Below are 18,196 nucleotides of genomic sequence, written 5' to 3' on the forward strand. Positions count from 1 at the left end.
ATGGCCGGGGGGCTGATGAAATGGATCGTGCCGTGGGAGTTCTCGTGGACCTTCCTGGCGTTGTTCGTGGGCGCAGCCTGGCTGTACGCCCGCGGTGCGCGGCGCCTGCGTGTTCCCGCGGGGCGGCAGGCGGCGTTCTGGGCCGGCATGGCCATCGTGTACGTGTCGCTGCACACCTACCTGGATTATTTCTTCGAGCATGAGTTCTTCATGCACCGGATCCAGCAGGTGCTGCTGCACCACCTGGCCCCGTTGCTGCTCGTCGCGGCGTACCCGGGTAGCGTGCTGCGCGCCGGGCTGCCGCTGGCGTGGCGGGTGCGGCTGCGCCGCGCGTCGCGCGGAACGGTATGCCGCGTGCTCGCCGCGGTGCTGTTGAATCCCGCGTTCGTGACCCTGTCGTTCGTGGGCCTGATCCTGGTCTGGCTGATCCCGGATGTGCAGACGCTGGCGATGCTCGACTGGCGCATCTACCGCTTCATGAACTGGTCGATGATGCTCTCGGGCCTGGCGTACTGGTGGCTCGTCCTCGATCACCGGCCGAAGCCGCCGGGGCGCATGACGCCCGGGATCCGCGTGCTGTCGCCTGCGTTCACCATGACACCGCAGATCATCGCCGGCGCCATCGTCACCTTCTCGAAGGCCGACCTGTATCCGATCTTCGAGATCTGCGGCCGCGCCTTCACGATGAACGTGCTCACCGGCCAGCTGATCGGCGGCGTGATCATGTGGGTGCCGGCGGCGATCATCGAATCGATCGGCGGCCTGCTGGCGATGCGCCAGTGGCTGAGGCTGTCGCGCACGGGGCGGCTGCCGAAGCGGCCGCCACCGGTGCGCCGGGTCAGTAGACCTTCGGTACCTTCACCGCCTTCGCGGTAACCCGCTCCTTCTGCGGCTTGCCCTTGAGCTTCGGCAGGTCGATCTCGTCCTCGGGGACGAGCTTGTCGGGGATCTGGTCGAGCAGGTGCCGGATCAGGTCGAGCCGGCCGGCCTTCTGGTCGTTGAAGTTGGCGACGAACCATGGGGCATCGGACGTATCCGTGTGCTGGATCATGGCGTCGCGCAGGTCGCCCATTTCCTCGTACTTCTGCCGACCCTTGATGTCGACGGGCGAAAGCTTCCAGCGCTTGAGCGGGTCGGCGGCGCGTTCGGCGAAACGTTCCTCCTGCTCGGCCTGGTCCACGGCCAGCCAGTACTTCAGCAGGATGATGCCATCGTCGGTGAGCAGCTTTTCGAAGGCGGGCACCGCCTTCATGAAGGCGTCGTACTGGGCTGGCGTGCAGAAGCCCATGGCCGGTTCGACCACGGCGCGGTTGTACCAGCTGCGATCGAACAGCACGAGCTCGCCGGCGTGCGGCAGGTGCGGCACGTAGCGCTGGAAGTACCACTGGCTGTCTTCTTCCGACGTGGGCTTGCCCAGTGCGACGACGCGCGCGGCGCGCGTATCGAGCTTGTCGGTAATGGCCTTGATGGTGCCGCCCTTGCCGGCGGCATCGCGCCCTTCGAAGATCACGACCATGCGCTTGCCGGTGCGGCGCAGCCAGCGGGTCAGGCCGACCAGTTCAACCTGCAGCGCCTCGAGGTCGTGCTCGTACTGCTTTTTCTTCTTGCCCATGGCGGGTCCTTGCGTGGTTTGGTCCAAGCATGCCACGGGTTGTGTCAGCGCTTCGTCGGCTGCCCCTCGTGGGAGCGCGCTTGCGCGCGATCGCGCGCAAGCGCGCTCCCACAGGGTTGCCGGGTGTCGCGGGTTCTTACGATGAGGCGGTCAGGCTCTGCAGCTCATCCGCCTGGTTTTCGCGGGTGAGGGTGTCGACCAGTTCGTCGAGGTCGCCCTGCATGACCTCGAGGAGCCGGTACAGGGTGAGGTTGATGCGATGGTCGGTGATCCGGCCCTGGGGGAAGTTGTAGGTGCGGATGCGCTGGCTGCGGTCACCCGAGCCGACCTGGAGGCGGCGCGCCTCGGCCTGGGCGGCGCTCTGCTTGCTGCGCTCGGCATCGAGCAGGCGCGCCTTCAGCAGGCTCATCGCCCGCGCGCGGTTCTTGTGCTGGCTGCGCTCATCCTGGCATTCCACCACCGTGCCCGTGGGCAGGTGGGTGATGCGGATCGCCGAATCGGTCTTGTTGACGTGCTGGCCGCCGGCGCCGGAGGCGCGGAAGGTATCCACCTTCAGGTCGCCATCGCGGATCTCGATGTCCGCGACCTCGTCCTGCTCGGGCAGGATCGCGACGGTGGCCGCCGAGGTGTGGATACGCCCCTGCGATTCGGTTTCCGGGACGCGCTGCACGCGGTGGGTGCCGGATTCGAACTTCAGGCGCGAATAGGCCCCGCGGCCCTCGATGCGCGCCACGATTTCCTTATAGCCGCCGTGCTCGCCTTCATTCGCGTTGAGGATCTCGACGTGCCAGCGCTGGCGTTCGGCGTAGCGGGCATACATGCGGAACAGGTCGCCGGCGAAGATCGCGGCCTCATCGCCACCGGTGCCGGCGCGCACTTCGAGGAACAGGTTGCCTTCGTCGCGCGGGTCCTTCGGCAGCAGCAGGATCTGCAGCTCGCCATCGAGTTCGGCGAGGCGCTGCTCGATCCGGCCGATGTCATCGGCAGCCATCTCGCGCATGTCCGGGTCGTCGAGCATGGCCTTCGTATCGGCCAGTTCGCGCTCGGCGTTGTCGTGCTCCTTCAGCGAGGCGGCCACCGGCTCCAGCTGCGCGTATTCGCGCGAAAGGTCGCGGAAGCGGTTGCCGTCGGCGAGCACCTCGGGCTGGGCCAGCAGCAGGCCCACCTCTTCGTGGCGTTCGGCGAGGGCTTCGAGTTTGCGGCGGATCGACGGGGTCATCTAGGGCACGAAGGACGGCTCGGAGCCGTACATCATGCGGAAACGTCGTCGTCCGGGTCCAGTCCATACAGCCGGCCAGCGGCGTGGAGCAGGTCCAGGTCGCCGGAAAGGGCGGCATCGCGGAGGCGGGCGCTGGGCGCGTGGAGCAGTTTGTTGGTGAGCGTATTGGCGAGGAAGGCCAGGGCTTCCTCGGCGCTGCGGCCCTTCGCCAGCATGGCCTGGGCCTTGGCGAGGACCTCGTCGCGCTGGGCCTCGGCGGCCACGCGCATGTCGACGGCCGGGTTGCGCAGGGTCAGCGCGCGGCGCCACGACATGTACCGTTCGACCTGCAGGTCGATGATCGCGTCGGCCTCGCGGGCGGCCAGCTCGCGCGAGCGGCGGTTCTCGTCGATGACCTGCTTGAGGTCGTCGATGCCGTAAAGGTAGACGTCGTCGAGCTGGGCCACGCTGGCCTCGATATCGCGCGGCACCGCGATATCCACCATGAACATGGGCCGGCGCCGGCGCTGGGCGATCGCATCGGCCACCATGGCGCGGGTGACCACGGGCTGGCGCGAGGCGGTGGAGCTGATGACGATATCGGCCTCGGCCAGGTGGCGGGGCAGGTCGGCCAGGGCGATCGCATAGCCGCTGTAACGGCCGGCGAGCTCCTGGGCGTTCTCGAGGGTGCGGTTGGCCACGATCAGCCGGCGCACCTGCTTGTCGGCCAGGTGGCGCGCGGCCAGTTCGATCGTCTCGCCGGCGCCGATCAGCAGGACGCAGGCCTGGCGCAGGTCGGTGAAGACCTGTTCCGCCAGGCGAACGGCCGTGTAGGCCACCGAGACGGTATGGGCGCCGATCCGGGTATCCGTGCGCACGCGCTTGGCCACGGCGAAGGTGTGCTGGAGCAGGCGCTCCATGGGCGCCTTCAGCGCATTGGCGCCACGCGCCTGCTGGTAGGCGTCCTTCACCTGGCCGAGGATCTGCGGCTCGCCCAGCACCATGGAGTCCAGGCCCGTCGCCACGCGGAACATATGGCGCACGGCTTCCTGCTCGTCGTGGCGGTAGAGGAACTCATCCAGCCGCTGCGGGGTCAACCGGTGTTGCCGGGAGAGCCACTGGCCCGGCACGGCCTGGAAACCGTCGGCCACGCTCACGTAGAGCTCGGTGCGGTTGCAGGTCGAAAGGATCATCGCCTCTTCCACGCCAGGCTGCCGGGTGAGGTCGCCGAGCGCCTCGGGAGCCACCGTGGCGTCGAACGCAACCTGCTCGCGCAGGCTGACCGGCGCGGTGAGGTGGTTGAGCCCAAGGGCGATCAATGGCATGTCGGCGGCTGCGCTCGGCAGGGGTGGCGTCGGCTAAGCTAAGGGCGCATTGTGCGCTGACAAGGCTTCGGGCGCTTGCACGGGCCTGTCCGTAGCGGAAAAACAACGGAGAGTAGTGTGCTGACCGGTTGGTCCAAGTTCAAGCAAGTGCGGCATTTTGTGGTCCTCATGGGTGCCGCCGCGGCCATCTCGGGTTGCGCCACCACCACACCACCCGCCACCCAGCAGCCTAAGCAGGTGCGGACCGGCGTCCAGCCCCTCGACCGCCTGCACGTGGCGATCGTGCCGCCAGAGCGTGACCTGGAGGCCCAGGTCATGGCCGGCGATTTCGCCATCGCCGCCAACGATCTCAAGACCGCCTCGGACGCTTACGGGCGGGCCGCGGCGCTCAGCAACGACCCCATCGTGGCCAGCCGCGCCGCCGAGCTGGCCCTGGCCATCCATGACCAGGACGCCGCCAACCGGGCGCTCGACCGTTGGGCCGCCCTGGGCGCCAGGCCGGCTGAGCTGGCCGAGGGCCGCGCCCGCATGGCGCTGGATCGCGGCGACACCGCCGAGGCCCAGCGCCAGTTGGAGATCCTCGTGTCTTCGGGCGACAAGGACGCGTGGCGGGCCTTCGGCCGCACCCTCGTCCAGGGGCGCGACGCGGCCCAGGCCGGGGTCCTGCTCGAACGGATCGCCACGCCCCAGCGCTTGCCAAACGAGGCCACCGCCTGGCTGGCCATGGCCGAACTGGGTGAGAACCTAGGCCGCCACGACTACGCCCAGCGCATGGGCGAGGAGGCGCAGAAGCGCTTCCACGATGGCGCCACCTACGCCTGGGCCGCCCAGCAGAAGTTCCGCGCGGGCGACAAGGAAGGGGCGAAGAAGCTGTTCGCGAAGGCCGTCGCAAAGGATCCGAAGAACCCGCGCCTGCGCCTGGCCTATGCCACGCTGCTTGCGCAGGGCGGCGATGAGAAGGGCGCCGCGACCGTGGTTGCCACGGGTCCGCAGGATGCCGATACCTACACGATGCGGATGACCCTGGCCGCGCGTGCGGCCGACAAGGCCGCGCTGCGCCGTCTGTATGACGAGATCCGTCACCGTCCCGATGATGTGCAGGCCGATAACGCCTTCACGCTGGGGCAGCTGGCCGAACTGCTCGACAAGAAGGAAGACGCCCTCGACTGGTACGCCGCGGTGGGCGACGACGATCCGCGGATCTTCGATGCCTCGGTGCGCAGTGCGGTGATCCTGCACCTGCAGGGCAAGGATGACGACGCCCACCAGATCGTCGCGGACCTGCAGACGACGTACGCCGACCGCCCCGAAGCCCTGGTGAAGGCCTTCGCGGTCGATGCCGAGTTGTACATGGACTCGCGCCATTTCGATGCCGCGGTCGCTTCGTACGACAAGGCGCTGCGAGTCAAGCCGGACGACACCGACATGCTCTACGCGCGTGGCCTGGCCTATGCCGAGGCGGGGCGCGTCGACCAGGCGGTGGCGGACTTCCGCAAGGTCCTGGAGATGAAGCCCGGCGACATCGAGGCCAGCAACGCGCTGGGATATACGCTCGCTGATAACGATCGCGATCTCGCCGAGGCGCAGTCGTTGCTGCAGGCGGCGCGTTCCGCACGCCCCGATGATCCGTCGGTCGCCGATTCGTGGGGCTGGCTGAAATTCCGCCAGGGCCAGCTCGACCAGGCTGAGTCCACCTTGCGTGGTGCATGGGCGAAGCAGAAGGATGGCGACATCGGCGTGCACCTCGCCGAGGTGCTCTGGCAGCGCGGCGAGCGCGACGAAGCGCGCAAGGTGCTGAACGAAGTACGCCGGATCGACCCGAAGAACGCCTCCCTGCAGAAAACCGAGCAGAAGCTCAAACCGTAGGAGCTCACCCTGTGAGCGACGCCCTTAACGGCACCGCCACAGGGCCCGCTACAAGACGCTTTTGTGGGAGCGCGCTTGCGCGCGATAGCCACCCGCGCAACCCTTCGCATCCCGTTCCATCGCTTTAATCGCGCGCAAGCGCGCTCCTACATCGGAGTTTGCATGTCCCGTTACATCCGGCCCTGCCTCGCGGCCTCCCTGACTCTCCTGGCCGCCTGCGCCCCGACGCGCCCCACGGTCCACCGCGAAGGCGATGTGGTCACGATGAGCCAACAGGCGCAGCGCGAGCGCGACCTGGCCGATACATCGCACTGGACGCTTCAGGGCAAGCTTTCCGTGGCCACGGACACCGATTCGCATTCGGGCAGCCTGACCTGGCACCAGGATGGCGACCGTTACGACTTCACCGTCCGCGCGCCGGTCACGGGCCGGAGCTTTCGGCTGACCGGTGGTCCCGATGGCGCCGAGCTCGAGGGCCTCGATGGCGGCACCCGTCGCGGCCGCGACGCCGAGACGCTGATGGCGCAGACGGTGGGCTGGCAGATCCCGATGGCCGAGCTGAAGCGCTGGGTCCTCGGCCTGCGCGCCGACACTGGCCCGGCCGATATCCGCTTTGGCGATGACAAGCTGCCCTCGCAGCTGGTCCAGGATGGCTGGACCGTTGAATACAAGGCTTGGGACGCGTCGCGCCAGCCGGCGATGCCGAGCAAGGTGTTCGCGGAGAAGCCGCCCTACAAGGTGCGTCTCGCGATCGAGTCGTGGCAGCTGGGGCAGTGACGGCCTTCACCATCGCCCGCGCTCACCCCGATGACGCCGGGCGCCTCTGCGAGATCGAACGTGCGGCGGTGGAACTGTTTCGCGGGCATGAGGCGTGGCCGTCGTATTCCGGCATGTCGCTGCCAGTGGACATGGTTCGCCAGCTGATCACCCGTGGATTGTGCTGGGTCGCGGTGGTCGGGGAGGAGGTCGTCGGTTTCGTCTGCCTGGATACGGACGGCAACCCGGGCGCCATCGGCATTGCCGAGATCGATGTGCTGCCGGCGTTCGGTCGCCGCGGCATCGGCGCGGCCCTGCTCGAGCATGCCTGCGCCTGGGCCCGCGAGGCCGGCTATGCCCGTGTCGATCTGGGCACCCTGGCCGACGTGCCCTGGAACGCGCCGTTCTATGCGAAGCACGGCTTCGCGGTGGTCGACAAGCGGGCCCCGGAGTTCGCCGAGGCCCTGGCGCGCGACCGCGACAACGGCTTCCCCGACCACCTGCGGGTGTTCATGAGCCGCATGCTGGCGCCGCTTGCCCGGGGCGACTGGACCGCATGGCCGGCCCCGGCCAAGCTCAACCTGTTCCTGCGCATCGTCGGCCGCCGCGCCGATGGCTACCACGAGCTGCAGACGGTCTTCCGCCTGCTCGACTGGGGCGATGAGATCCGCCTGCGGGTCCGCGAGGACGGGGTGATCATCCGGCCGCGGGATATCCCGGGCGTGCCCGAGGAGACCGACCTGACCGTGCGCGCGGCCCGCCTGCTGGCGGCGGCCACCGGCACCCGGCTCGGCGCCGAGATCGACGTCGCCAAGCGGATCCCGATGGGCGGTGGGCTCGGCGGCGGCAGTTCGGATGCCGCATCGGTGCTGGTCGGTCTCAATACCCTGTGGAACACGGGCCTGGACGAGGACGCCCTGGCCGCGCTGGGCCTGAAGCTTGGCGCCGACGTCCCGGTGTTCGTCCGTGGCCGCTCGGCCTGGGCCGAGGGCGTGGGCGAGCGGCTCGAGGCGATCATGCTCCCCCGGCGCTGGTACGTGGTGGTCGATCCGGCCGAGCACGTGCCCACCCCGGCCCTGTTCGCCGCCCCCGAATTGACTCGAAATGCCCCTCGGGCGACAATTTCGGCCTTTGTTTCCGGGGATTCGGCGGAGAACGCCTTCGAACCGGTGGTCCGTGCGCGGCACCCGCGGGTGGCCGCGGCGCTGGACTGGCTGGCGGGCTTCGGCCACGCCAGGCTTTCCGGCAGTGGTGGCTGCGTCTTCCTGGAAACGAGAACCTTTGAAGCGGCCCTCGCGGTCGCTTCGCGCTGCCCCGCAGGCTTTACGGCCCACGTGGCGGCGGGTGTCGATCCATCGCCGCTGCGGGTTGCGCAGGCACGGATCGGGGCAAGGGGCTTCGTGTAGTTAAGGACGGAAAGGGCCGCGGGCTGCGGCATGTGATCACGAAATTGTTGGGGCGTCGCCAAGCTGGTTAAGGCACGGGATTTTGATTCCCGCATGCGCAGGTTCGAATCCTGCCGCCCCAGCCACCTCCAGGGGTGGCACTGCGCCGATTTCAACCTAACTGTTCCCTCTAGGAGTCCTCGTGGATACGTCCACCCCGATGCTTTTCACCGGTAACGCGCACCGTGCGCTCGCCGACGATGTTGCCGCACGCCTTGGCATCCCGATGGGCAAGGCCCTCATCGGTCGCTTCAGCGACGGCGAGGCCCAGATCGAGATCGAGGAAAACGTCCGCAAGCAGGAAGTGTTCGTCATCCAGCCGACGGGCGCGCCCAGCGCGGAAAACCTGTTCGACCTGCTGGTGCTGGTGGATGCGCTCAAGCGCGCCTCGGCCGGCAGCGTGACCGCGGTGATGCCGTATTTCGGCTACGCCCGCCAGGATCGCCGCCCGCGCTCCGCGCGCGTGCCGATCACGGCGAAGCTTGCCGCCAAGATGATTGCGACCGCGGGTGCGGATCGCGTGCTGACGATCGACCTGCACGCGGACCAGATCCAGGGCTTCTTCGATATTCCGGTCGACAACGTGTACGCCTCGCCGGTGCTCCTGGCCGACATCTGGCGTCACCACAGTATGGATGACCTGATCGTGGTCAGCCCGGACGTCGGCGGCGTGGTGCGTGCGCGTGCGCTCGCCAAGCGCCTGGACGACGCCGACCTGGCCATCATCGACAAGCGCCGTCCGAAGGCGAACGTGGCCACGGTCATGAACATCATCGGCGACGTGGAAGGCAAGACCTGCGTGCTGGTGGACGACATCGTCGACACCGCCGGCACGCTCTGCGCCGCCGCGGCGGCGCTGAAGGAAAAGGGCGCCCGCAAGGTCGTCGCGTACTGCGTGCACCCGGTGCTTTCGGGCGCCGCGATCAGCAACATCGAGAACTCCCAGCTCGACCAGCTGGTGGTCACGAATACGCTGCCGCTGCGCGATAACGCCCGTAACTGTGCGAAAATCCGCCAGTTGTCGGTCGCGGAACTGCTCGCGGAGACGATCCGCCGCATCGCCTACGGCGAATCGGTGAGCTCGCTCTACATCGACTGATCCACCGTTTTTTCGGTCTTCCCTGGTCGCGGGGAAGACCTTTACCACCGCCGCGAGGCGGTTTACTTGAGGCAACACCACCATGGCTACCAACCACAAGCTCACCGCCACGAGCCGCAAGATCGAAGGGAAGGGTGCGAGCCGCCGCCTTCGTACCGCGGGCTACGTGCCGGCTATCGTCTACGGCGCAGGCGCCGAGCCGCAGGCCATCCAGGTCCTGCACAACGACATCCTGCTCGGTTCGCGCTTCGAGTCGTTCTACTCGTCGGTCATCGAACTGACCGTCGACGGCAAGGCTCAGAAGGTCCTGATCAAGGACTGGCAGAAGCACCCGTTCAAGCAGCTCATGCTGCACATGGACTTCCAGCGCGTTAACGAGAACGAAGCCGTTCGCGTCGCCGTGCCGGTTCACTTCCTGAACCAGGAAAAGAGCCCGGCTGGCAAGACCGCTGGCCTGGTCATCTCGCACAACCTCACGGAAGTCACCGTGTCGTGCCTGCCGAAGGACCTGCCGGAGTTCATCGAACTCGACCTGGCCGACCTGAAGGCTGGCGACATCGTCCACCTGTCGGACCTGAAGCTGCCGAAGGGCGTGGAAGTGCCGGAACTGGGCCTGGGCAAGGAGCACGACGTCGCCGTCGTCACCGTCGCCGCGATCCAGGAAGAAGTCGACCCGACGGCCGAAGGCGCCGAGGGCGCTTCGGACGAAGCCAAGTAATCGGCTCGTGGCCCGCGGCGCACTGCGTCGCGGGCCACGCGTTTACTTCGCATGGCGTCACTACGTCTTATCGTCGGCCTCGGTAACCCCGGGGCCGAATACGTCAGGACCCGGCATAACGCCGGGTTCTGGTGCGTGGATGCCCTTGCCCAGGAGCAGGGCGAGCGCTGGTCGTTCGACGGCAAGCTGCACGGCGAGACCTGCAAGGTGCGCATCGGCGGCGAGCCTGTCTGGCTTTTGAAGCCGGCCACGTTCATGAACAAGAGCGGCATCGCGGTCGTTTCCGCGCTGCGCTACTACAAGATCGAGCCGGAAGAGTGCCTCGTCGCCCACGACGAACTGGACCTCTCGCCCGGCACCGTCCGCATGAAGTTCGATGGTGGCCACGGCGGCCAGAACGGCTTGCGCGACATCATGGCCCACCTGGGCCACGGCAAGTTCCACCGCCTGCGGGTCGGCATCGGCCACCCGGGGCACAAGGACAAGGTCACCTCGTGGGTCCTCGGCCGCGCGAACGCGGCTGACGAGGACGCCATCATGCACGGCATCGGGCGCGCGTTCGACGTGCTGCCGCTGGCGCAGGATGGCAAGTTCGAAGAGGCGATGAAACGCCTGCACACGGTCGCCTGACCTCTTTAAAAAACTACCGGATACAGAGTTCGCCATGGGCATCAAATGCGGCATCGTCGGCCTGCCTAACGTCGGCAAGTCCACCCTGTTCAACGCGCTGACCAAGGCGGGTATCGCTTCGGCCAATTTCCCGTTCTGCACGATCGAGCCGAATACCGGCATCGTGCCGGTGCCGGATCCCCGCCTGGATGCACTCTCGGCGATCGTGAAGCCGCAGAAGATCATCCCGACGACCATGGAATTCGTGGACATCGCCGGCCTGGTCGCTGGCGCCTCGAAGGGTGAGGGCCTCGGCAACAAGTTCCTCGCGCACATCCGCGAGACCGACGCCATCGCCCACGTCGTCCGTTGCTTCGAAGACGGCAACATCATCCACGTCGCCAACAAGGTCGACCCGATCTCGGATATCGAAACGATCGATACCGAGCTGGCGCTGGCCGACCTGGAATCCGTGCTGAAGGCGCTGGACCGTGCGACGCGTTCGGCCAAGGCCAACGACAAGGACGCGCTGGCCCGCAAGCCGGTGCTCGAGAAGCTGGCCAAGGTGCTCGACCAGGGCCGCAGCGCACGTTCCGCCGGCCTCGACGCCGACGAAAAGGCGCTGGTCCGCGACATGTTCCTGATCACCATGAAGCCGCTGATGTACATCGCCAACGTGGCGGAAGATGGCTTCGAAAATAACCCTCACCTCGACGCCGTCCGCGCCCGCGCGCTGGAAGAGGGCGCCGAGGTGGTACCGGTGTGCGCCGCGATCGAAGAAGAGCTCTCGCAGCTCGACGACGCCGAGCGCGACGAGTTCCTGCAGAGCATGGGCCTCGACGAGCCGGGCCTGAACCGCGTCATCCGCGCTGGCTACAAGCTGCTCGGCCTGCAGACCTACTTCACCGCCGGTGAGAAGGAAGTCCGCGCCTGGCAGGTCCGCGCCGGCTCCACCGCGCCGCAGGCCGCCGGCGTCATCCACACCGACTTCGAGCGTGGTTTCATCCGCGCCGAAACCGTCGCCTACGATGACTACATCAAGTACAAGGGCGAGCAGGGGGCCAAGGAAGCCGGGCGCCTGCGGCTGGAGGGCAAGGAATACATCGTTAAGGAAGGCGACGTTTTGCACTTCCGCTTCAACGTCTGATGAATAAAGCCCCGGTGATGCCGGGGCTTTTTTTGACTCTTTGCACAAGCCCGGGCGGCAGATGAACCGCCCTCGTGATTGGACATTCGCTGGCTCGAATGCATGCCTTCAACGGCTAGCGCCGCCTTAGGCTGGACGTTTCTCGGTTGGCGGGGGTGGTAAGGTCCGAGCCAATGCACTTCGAGTTGCGGTGGTAGGGCAGTCTGGAAGCTCTGGAGCTGAATGAGGGCTACGATCCCTTTTGCCATTTCTTTTGCGCAGCGCGAACAGCGTCTATCTGCTTGATCAACTCAGCGTTAGATTCGTCTGCGCCTGGCACCTGCGCGGTGCCTCCAGCAAAGCCGCCACAACCTAGCAGCGTTAGCTTGCGACTTCCTTTGTCGATACTGAGCTCTTGAATGAAGTGGGGGTCTGCGATAACAACGTCGTAGACTTTCGCTTGACGCGCCTTTAGCCCGCTGTTGCCGCCAAGGGAAAGGCCCTCGAATATCGAGTGCCACCAGGCTATTTCTAGTGTCATCGCGTGGCACGCAGAAGTCGGAAAGTACGCGATGTCGGCACGGTCAGGTAGCTTCGATGATTGACCAATGTACGTGACCCCCATGGATTCAAGTGTGGCGTTAGAAATCCCCTGTCTGTAAATGGGAGGAACGAATTTCCGGAAGTCACTTTCCGCAAATGTCGCGTCTGGATTCGCCTCAGTGAGTCGATAGAACCATCCGGTGTTTGAGTAGTTGTCGTCCGACTTCGGAAAACGGTGCCAGCATGCAGACGGGGCGGTCCCTTTTCCCGGTGGATTCGACGCCCGGCTATCTTCTGGAAACGACCGATCCAAATCCAGGACTACCGGGAGCGTTAATGTCGGGGAACTTTCTGGATCGGGTGCCTTGTTCGTATCGTCACACAAATATCCGCTGTTCTTAAGCGTCTGATAATCTGACATGAGATTTGCGCCCATCGGGCTGTACGTCGTATTTTGGCTGACCTCCCCAATAAATACTGCTGCTACAGCTCCGTACGGGCCAGCAATAGCGAAGCCGCTGGCGGCCTCGGCGCCAACGCGAGTAAAGATCCCCTTGGCGGGACTGGTCCAGGTCGACTCCACCGACGATATCAACATGGGCTGTCCATTAGACGTTAGCGCCAACTTGAGACCGGTGTTCACTCGACCAATGTACAGCCGGCCCAAGTCGGGATGCGCTGTGATCTTGGGGTCGAGGTCAGCCCAGCAGTCATTCCAATTCTTGGTGCAGTCCTTCTCCTTCGCTGCAGGCGGGGCGCTTTCTTGCTTGGTGTCGTCGCCCTTGGCCGAGGCATCGTCATTGCGATGTGGGGTGGATGGGACTCCGAAGGCGACGCTGGAGGAGGGGAGTGCGAAAGCAAATTCGCCGTCCAACGGATTGGCCGGGTGCTCAGATTCGGGAGCTTCGCCATTAGACGATCCGGAGCGCGAGACCTGTCCGTCGTTGTCGAATTTCTTGTACGTGATGGCTGGCGCACAGGCTGATAGCGCCGTCAGGAGGAAAGTCGCCGCGTACGTCATTCCAAGTCGGCACATACCTTCCTCCATCCGACGTGTCCGCTAGGGATCATTTGACCCGCGGACCTCATGGGCCTTCTTTTGTTTTCATCGTCCCTGCGGCGCGTTGTGGTGCAGCTTGTGCATAGTGCCGCAGCCTGAGCCCCACCGCGCTAGGCCTTCAGTAGTACGGAGGTTGGCATGACATCTGCACTTTGATTGCGAGTGGGTCCGCGATCGTCAGTCACGTCCGCCCTAACAATCAGCTCACTCGCCGCGCAAACGCATGCGTTGGGCAATTTGTGCTGCTACAGGCAGGGTGTTTCACGGTGCGGATAAGCCACTCAGGTCCATGTGTCGCGCAGTACGTGCCGGAAAAGCGTCGATAGCGCGGCATCTTCCTTGCCGCCGGCATGGCGTACTTGGTGCGGTGGCGCGGTGTGCTCCAGTCGTTCCAGTTCGTCCTCAATGAAGGACTGGATCGGCGGGATGCGCGGTGAGAGCCCCATTTCAGGGGATTCGCGCTTGACCGCCAGCAGGTCGTCGATCGCCCGTTGGAGCGGCGTGCCTGGCTCAATCACCGTGCGTAGGGTTTCGAATTCGATGGGTGCCGGTTTGCCGAAGCGTTCCAGCCAGCGTACGGCGAGCAAAGGGCGCAGGACGTAGAAGTATTTCTTTAGCGGAACCAGTTCGTCGCGCAGGTATCCGCGGTAGTTGGTCTTCGCCATGCTGCGGTAGTGGTAAGTGCCGCGCTCTACCGAATAAACCTCACCCAGAAGCGCCCTGGCCGCCTCGTGAAACGGGCCGCTGCGCTCGTAGATGATCGGCGACTGGATCCACTCGACGAACCCCGGGTTCGAGCGACGAAAGAGTCGCAACGCCTTGCGCACATCCCAGCCGTTGATGTCCATCTCGTCCACGATCGGGTACTCGATAACGTCACGCTGTTCTTCCAGCGAGACCGAGAGGTACCACTCCGGACGGTGTACGTAGATGAAGCGCGCGTCGTAATCGCTGTTGGGTGAGGCGAAACCCCAGGCGCGGCTGCCGGATTCGACCGCAAGGAGCACTTTAACGTCGTGCTCCTCTTCGGCTCGGCGCAAGCGGCGAGCCACTTCTTCCCTTACTTCTTCACTGATCATGCGTTGCCTCCCTGCGCGACTATTAAGTCATGGTGCCACGCGCGCGTGTACTGGCGTCAGTCCCTGTACAGCCGCCGGGCAATGACGCCCCAAAGCGTCATGGCCGAGGCGATGCCCAGCGACCACGCGAGGCCGTGCACATCGAGATGGCTGCCATGCAAAGTGGCACGAATCGCGGCCGCGTTCCCGAGGTCGTAGGCATCGCTGACGGTCATGAGTGCCTGGACCACGACGAAGATGACCGGGAACATGATGGCGGCCGGAACGGCACGCACCACCACATGTAACGCGTCTGCGGCGTCGGTCCAGTTGACGAACCAGTCCATTGCGCTCATGGCTCCCCCTTTTTCGCCATAGTGCCTGAGGCCTGACCAGGTGTCTCGCCACGCAATTCAATCGCTTGCAATTGAATAGTCGCGTCCCTACATTCGAGGCATGAGCGAGAAATCCTCCCCCGAAGGCCTCCAGCCCCCGCGCACCCTCGACGGGCAGCTTTGCTTCGCCCTGTATTCGGCCAACCTGGCGATGGGCAAGGTGTACCGCCAGCTCCTGGCGAAGCTGGACCTGACCTACCCGCAGTACCTGGTGATGCTAGTGCTATGGGAGCGGGATGGCGTGACCGTGTCGGAGCTGGGCGAGAAGCTGTTCCTGGATTCGGCGACGCTGACGCCGTTGCTAAAGCGGCTGCAGGTGGCCGGTCTGGTCGAACGTACCCGGAGCAAGTCGGACGAGCGGCAGGTGATCGTGACGCTGACCGATGAGGGCAGGGCGCTGCAGGCGAAGGCCGCGGATGTACCGGTCGACCTGTTCTGCGCGATGAGCTGCGATGTCGAGACGCTGGGCTCGTTGAAGCAGCAGTTGGAGATGTTGCGTGGGAATCTTGCGGATAGTGTGAAGTAGGCGCGTCGCCGCTTCATGGCTCCGTTGGCTATCGCGCGCAAGCGCGCTCCCACAAGGGGTGGGGCATAGCCGCTGTCCTGTGGGAGCGCGCTCGCGCGCGATGAGTGCCCTCAGGGCTGCCCGGTTACCGACCGCTGGATGTGATCGAGATACTGGTCGAGCTCATTGATGCTCGCGAATACCTCCTTCACCGGCACCGCCTTCACGATCTCGAAGACCTTCTTCACCTGCGGCTGCGGGTTGAGCAGCAGCGTGCGCGCACCGCGATCGTTCATCTGCTTGCGCAGCTGGGCCAGGCTGCGCAGGCCGGCGCTGCTGATGTAATCGAGCTGGGACAGGTCGAGGACCAGCGTGCCTTCGTTGTCGACCATCGGCGTGATGTCGCGCAGGGCGTCGTCGAGGTCGGTGAAGGTGTTGGCATCGAGGCGCCCCTCGAGCCACACGGTAGTGCGGATCGGGGTCGGGCTCTCGCTGCGGACGATGAGGGTCATGGTTAAGACTCGTCGGACAAGGTGGGATCAAAGCGAATGACGACACGGTTGCCGTGGGCATCGCGTGCATACTCGAAATCGGTGGCGATGCTGCGTGCCAGGTGCAGGCCGAGGCCGCCGATCTCGCGGTCGGCGAGGTCGCCGGGCAGGTCGGGCGGATCATGTTCGAGCGGATTGAACGGCTGCGCGTCATCGCGCAGTTCGAGGCGGACCGCATCCGTCCGGGCCTCGAGCTTTATCTCGATCGTGCCGTGGCGGCCATCGGGATAGCCGTGGCGAACGGTGTTCACGAGCAATTCTTCGAGCACCAGGCGTACGTCCGCGCGGCAGGCGTCGTGCACGTCGGCGCGGTCGAGCGTGGATTCGGCGTGCTCCAGCGCCTGGAACACGTCCTCCAGGCGGTTAGGAATGCACAGCCGCATGGATCCGCGCTCCCTCGACGCCCGTGTCATGCCAGGTGAGGGCAAGCAGGGCGATATCGTCGTACGCGGGCGCGCCCGCGGTGTAGGCGTCCACATCCTCCAGTACGCGATCGACATACGTTTCCGGGCTGGCGCCCTCGTCGATGCGCGACACGCTATCCAGCAGCGCGTGCGTGCCGTACAAGCGTTGGTTGCCCGCATGCGCCTCGCTGACGCCGTCGGTATACATGAGCAAGGTATCGCCCCCCAGCAACGTGAGTACCCGTACAGGGTACTGCGCTTCGCGGTCGAGGCCGAGCGCGGGGCCGGTTTCCACATCGACGAGGATGGCGCTGCCGCCGGCGTGCAGCACGGGCTGTTCATGGCCGGCGCTCGCCAGCGAAAGCAGCCCGCTCTCCGTTTCGATCACGCCACAGAGCAGGGTGACGAACATGCAGGTGTCGTTGCCCTTGCACAGCTCACGGTTGAGCGTGCCCAGGATGTCGCTGGGCGAGCGGGCGTGCGTCGCGATGGTGCGGGCCAGCGTGATCGTGCGCGCCATGAACAGCGCGGCGGGGATGCCCTTGTCGGAAACGTCGCCGACCATCACGCAGACATGTTTGTTGCCGAGCGCGAAATACATGTACAGGTCGCCGCCGACGGCGCTCGCGGGGCGTAGCGCGGCATGCACCTCGAGTCGCCCGTCGTCGGCGATCCAGTGCGGATCGGGGATGAGCGCGAGCTGGATCTGCCCGGCGATCTCCAGTTCGCTGGTCATGCGGGCCTGGTCGCGAGCGATGCGTTGCGCGGTGTCGATATGGCCTGCCAGCTGCCGGCGCATCTGGTCGAACGCGCGGGTGAGCCGGCCGACGTCATCATCGCGGCGGACCGTGGGAAGCTCGAAATCAAGGTCGCCACGCGAGACGTTCTCCGCGCGGTCCGCCAGGACGGTTAGCGGCGCCATGAGGCGGCGGGTGATGACCAGGGTGATCAGCGACACGCCCATCAGCGCGAGGACGCCCAGCAGCACATCGACGAGGTAGGTGCGGCGCAGGTCGGCGAGCACCTGCCGTTCGGGCATGGAGAGGCCGAACGTCCAGTGCGTGCCGCGGATCGGGACGAAATAGACCCACACCGGCTCGCTGACCCGGCCGCCTTCCTCCGGGGTGATCCGGACGGGATTCTGCTGGCGGGCGATCGCATCGAGCAGCGGCTTGCTGCCACGCGTGCCGATGTAGGAGCGCCAGTCATGGGCGAGGAAGTCACCGTTCGCATCTGCCACGAAGGCCGAGGCATGGTCGGGCTTGGCGAGCTCGCCGAGGAGCTGCTGCAGCCAGCCCAGGCTGATGGTCGCGTCGGTGACACCGATGACCGGGACATCCTTGCCCGGGATCGCCACGGAGTAACCGATCAGGGTCTCGTCGCGTCCCGCAGGGCGGAAGGGCGGCTGCCAGCAGCCCCGGTCGCAGTTCAGGCCGCGGACGAACCAGGGTGAGCTCCAGTACGGCTCGGGGTCGGACAGGCGGTCGCCGGCCACCAGCTTGCCGTCGGGGTCCCGGCGGGCCACGGGGGCGTCCTCGGGGCGCAGGTGGTTGACGTCGCGGGGGATGAAGACGGCGCTGACATCGACCAGCTCGGGGTTCACGGCAAGGACGTCATGGATGACTCCCGGGGCCTGGTCGCGGCGGGTGCTGAGTACCCCGGCCACCACCTGGGCGACCTTGGCGACGGCATCGATCCGGCCCTGGATGCGGGTTGCCGCGGCGCCCGCCACGGCTTCGGCCTCGCGCTGGGTCTGCTGCAGCATCTGCTCGCGCGTATGGCTCAGCAGCAGGCCGCCGGTGACGATCAGGACGATGGCGGACCCCAACAGGACGCCCAGGGCCAGTCGCGAGGCGATGCTGCGAAGGACCATGGGGCGGCGGCTCCGGGGTGGGTTAGCTTGAATCTATGCCTGCCGGGGCGTCG

Annotated in this window: 18 protein-coding genes and 1 tRNA gene; 10 read left to right on the forward strand and 9 right to left on the reverse strand. The window is 66.0% G+C overall.

What is annotated here, in order from left to right:
* Positions 1–876, forward strand: a complete 876-nt coding sequence (locus tag ACZ6YI_RS07190) for a cytochrome c oxidase assembly protein (protein ID WP_465778042.1) — start codon at positions 1–3, stop codon at positions 874–876.
* Here the strand turns inward: ACZ6YI_RS07190 and ppk2 are convergent.
* The 3 genes from ppk2 to hemA form a co-directional block, all read right to left on the reverse strand.
* On the reverse strand, positions 839–1,612 hold the full coding sequence (gene ppk2 / locus ACZ6YI_RS07195) for a polyphosphate kinase 2 (RefSeq protein ID WP_440328576.1): 774 nt from the start codon (positions 1,610–1,612) through the stop codon (positions 839–841). The two genes, ACZ6YI_RS07190 and ppk2, sit on opposite strands and share 38 nt — an antisense overlap.
* A gap of 136 nt (positions 1,613–1,748) precedes the next feature.
* Positions 1,749–2,831 (reverse strand): peptide chain release factor 1, encoded by a 1,083-nt coding sequence (gene prfA, locus ACZ6YI_RS07200; RefSeq protein WP_465778043.1) that lies wholly within the window; start codon positions 2,829–2,831, stop codon positions 1,749–1,751.
* Between the two features lie 32 nt (positions 2,832–2,863).
* Positions 2,864–4,135, reverse strand: a complete 1,272-nt coding sequence (hemA, locus tag ACZ6YI_RS07205) for a glutamyl-tRNA reductase (RefSeq protein WP_465778044.1) — start codon at positions 4,133–4,135, stop codon at positions 2,864–2,866.
* A 117-nt stretch (positions 4,136–4,252) separates the two neighbouring features.
* Between hemA and ACZ6YI_RS07210 the strand changes: the two genes are divergently transcribed.
* The 8 genes from ACZ6YI_RS07210 to ychF all read left to right on the forward strand — a co-directional run bounded on the left by ACZ6YI_RS07210 (position 4,253) and on the right by ychF (position 11,775).
* Positions 4,253–6,001: a tetratricopeptide repeat protein gene (locus ACZ6YI_RS07210; RefSeq protein WP_465778045.1), complete on the forward strand. Its 1,749-nt coding sequence runs from the start codon at positions 4,253–4,255 to the stop codon at positions 5,999–6,001.
* Positions 6,002–6,163: 162 nt separating this feature from the next.
* A complete protein-coding gene (gene lolB / locus ACZ6YI_RS07215; RefSeq protein ID WP_465778046.1) occupies positions 6,164–6,778 on the forward strand; it encodes a lipoprotein insertase outer membrane protein LolB in 615 nt (204 codons plus the stop codon).
* A complete protein-coding gene (gene ispE, locus ACZ6YI_RS07220; protein WP_465778047.1) occupies positions 6,760–8,163 on the forward strand; it encodes a 4-(cytidine 5'-diphospho)-2-C-methyl-D-erythritol kinase in 1,404 nt (467 codons plus the stop codon). Before lolB ends, ispE begins: the two co-directional genes overlap by 19 nt.
* Positions 8,164–8,211: 48 nt before the next feature.
* Positions 8,212–8,288, forward strand: a tRNA-Gln gene (locus ACZ6YI_RS07225).
* 56 nt (positions 8,289–8,344) lie between these two features.
* Positions 8,345–9,301: a ribose-phosphate diphosphokinase gene (locus ACZ6YI_RS07230; RefSeq protein ID WP_440328586.1), complete on the forward strand. Its 957-nt coding sequence runs from the start codon at positions 8,345–8,347 to the stop codon at positions 9,299–9,301.
* An 82-nt stretch (positions 9,302–9,383) separates the two neighbouring features.
* Positions 9,384–10,019 (forward strand): 50S ribosomal protein L25/general stress protein Ctc, encoded by a 636-nt coding sequence (locus ACZ6YI_RS07235; protein WP_465778048.1) that lies wholly within the window; start codon positions 9,384–9,386, stop codon positions 10,017–10,019.
* A 51-nt stretch (positions 10,020–10,070) separates the two neighbouring features.
* Complete coding sequence (gene pth / locus ACZ6YI_RS07240; protein WP_440328590.1) at positions 10,071–10,649, forward strand: aminoacyl-tRNA hydrolase; 579 nt, start codon at positions 10,071–10,073, stop codon at positions 10,647–10,649.
* Between the two features lie 34 nt (positions 10,650–10,683).
* Positions 10,684–11,775 carry a redox-regulated ATPase YchF gene (gene ychF, locus ACZ6YI_RS07245; RefSeq protein WP_465778049.1) on the forward strand — a complete coding sequence of 364 codons (1,092 nt, stop codon included), beginning with the start codon at positions 10,684–10,686 and terminating at the stop codon, positions 11,773–11,775.
* A gap of 229 nt (positions 11,776–12,004) precedes the next feature.
* On the opposite strand, the gene ACZ6YI_RS07250 is transcribed toward ychF, so the two are convergent.
* The 3 genes from ACZ6YI_RS07250 to ACZ6YI_RS07260 form a co-directional block, all read right to left on the reverse strand.
* Complete coding sequence (locus tag ACZ6YI_RS07250; protein ID WP_465778050.1) at positions 12,005–13,333, reverse strand: hypothetical protein; 1,329 nt, start codon at positions 13,331–13,333, stop codon at positions 12,005–12,007.
* A gap of 305 nt (positions 13,334–13,638) precedes the next feature.
* The gene (locus ACZ6YI_RS07255) at positions 13,639–14,436 is read right to left on the reverse strand and encodes a nucleotidyltransferase domain-containing protein (protein WP_465778051.1); all 798 of its coding nucleotides are present in this window, start codon (positions 14,434–14,436) and stop codon (positions 13,639–13,641) included.
* A 56-nt stretch (positions 14,437–14,492) separates the two neighbouring features.
* Positions 14,493–14,771 (reverse strand): hypothetical protein, encoded by a 279-nt coding sequence (locus ACZ6YI_RS07260; protein ID WP_465778052.1) that lies wholly within the window; start codon positions 14,769–14,771, stop codon positions 14,493–14,495.
* Between the two features lie 100 nt (positions 14,772–14,871).
* On the opposite strand from ACZ6YI_RS07260, the gene ACZ6YI_RS07265 reads away from it, so the two are divergent.
* Positions 14,872–15,336 carry a MarR family winged helix-turn-helix transcriptional regulator gene (locus ACZ6YI_RS07265; protein ID WP_465778053.1) on the forward strand — a complete coding sequence of 155 codons (465 nt, stop codon included), beginning with the start codon at positions 14,872–14,874 and terminating at the stop codon, positions 15,334–15,336.
* A 110-nt stretch (positions 15,337–15,446) separates the two neighbouring features.
* On the opposite strand, the gene ACZ6YI_RS07270 is transcribed toward ACZ6YI_RS07265, so the two are convergent.
* From ACZ6YI_RS07270 to ACZ6YI_RS07280, 3 genes are read right to left on the reverse strand one after another with little or no spacing between them, the layout of a single operon-like run.
* Positions 15,447–15,827: an STAS domain-containing protein gene (locus tag ACZ6YI_RS07270; RefSeq protein WP_440325096.1), complete on the reverse strand. Its 381-nt coding sequence runs from the start codon at positions 15,825–15,827 to the stop codon at positions 15,447–15,449.
* 2 nt (positions 15,828–15,829) lie between these two features.
* On the reverse strand, positions 15,830–16,249 hold the full coding sequence (locus tag ACZ6YI_RS07275) for an ATP-binding protein (RefSeq protein ID WP_440325097.1): 420 nt from the start codon (positions 16,247–16,249) through the stop codon (positions 15,830–15,832).
* Complete coding sequence (locus ACZ6YI_RS07280; RefSeq protein WP_465778054.1) at positions 16,230–18,143, reverse strand: SpoIIE family protein phosphatase; 1,914 nt, start codon at positions 18,141–18,143, stop codon at positions 16,230–16,232. The genes ACZ6YI_RS07275 and ACZ6YI_RS07280 overlap by 20 nt, the downstream gene beginning before the upstream one ends.
* Between the last annotated feature and the right edge of the window lie 53 nt (positions 18,144–18,196).

Source organism: Luteibacter sp. NPDC104163, from assembly GCF_055584245.1.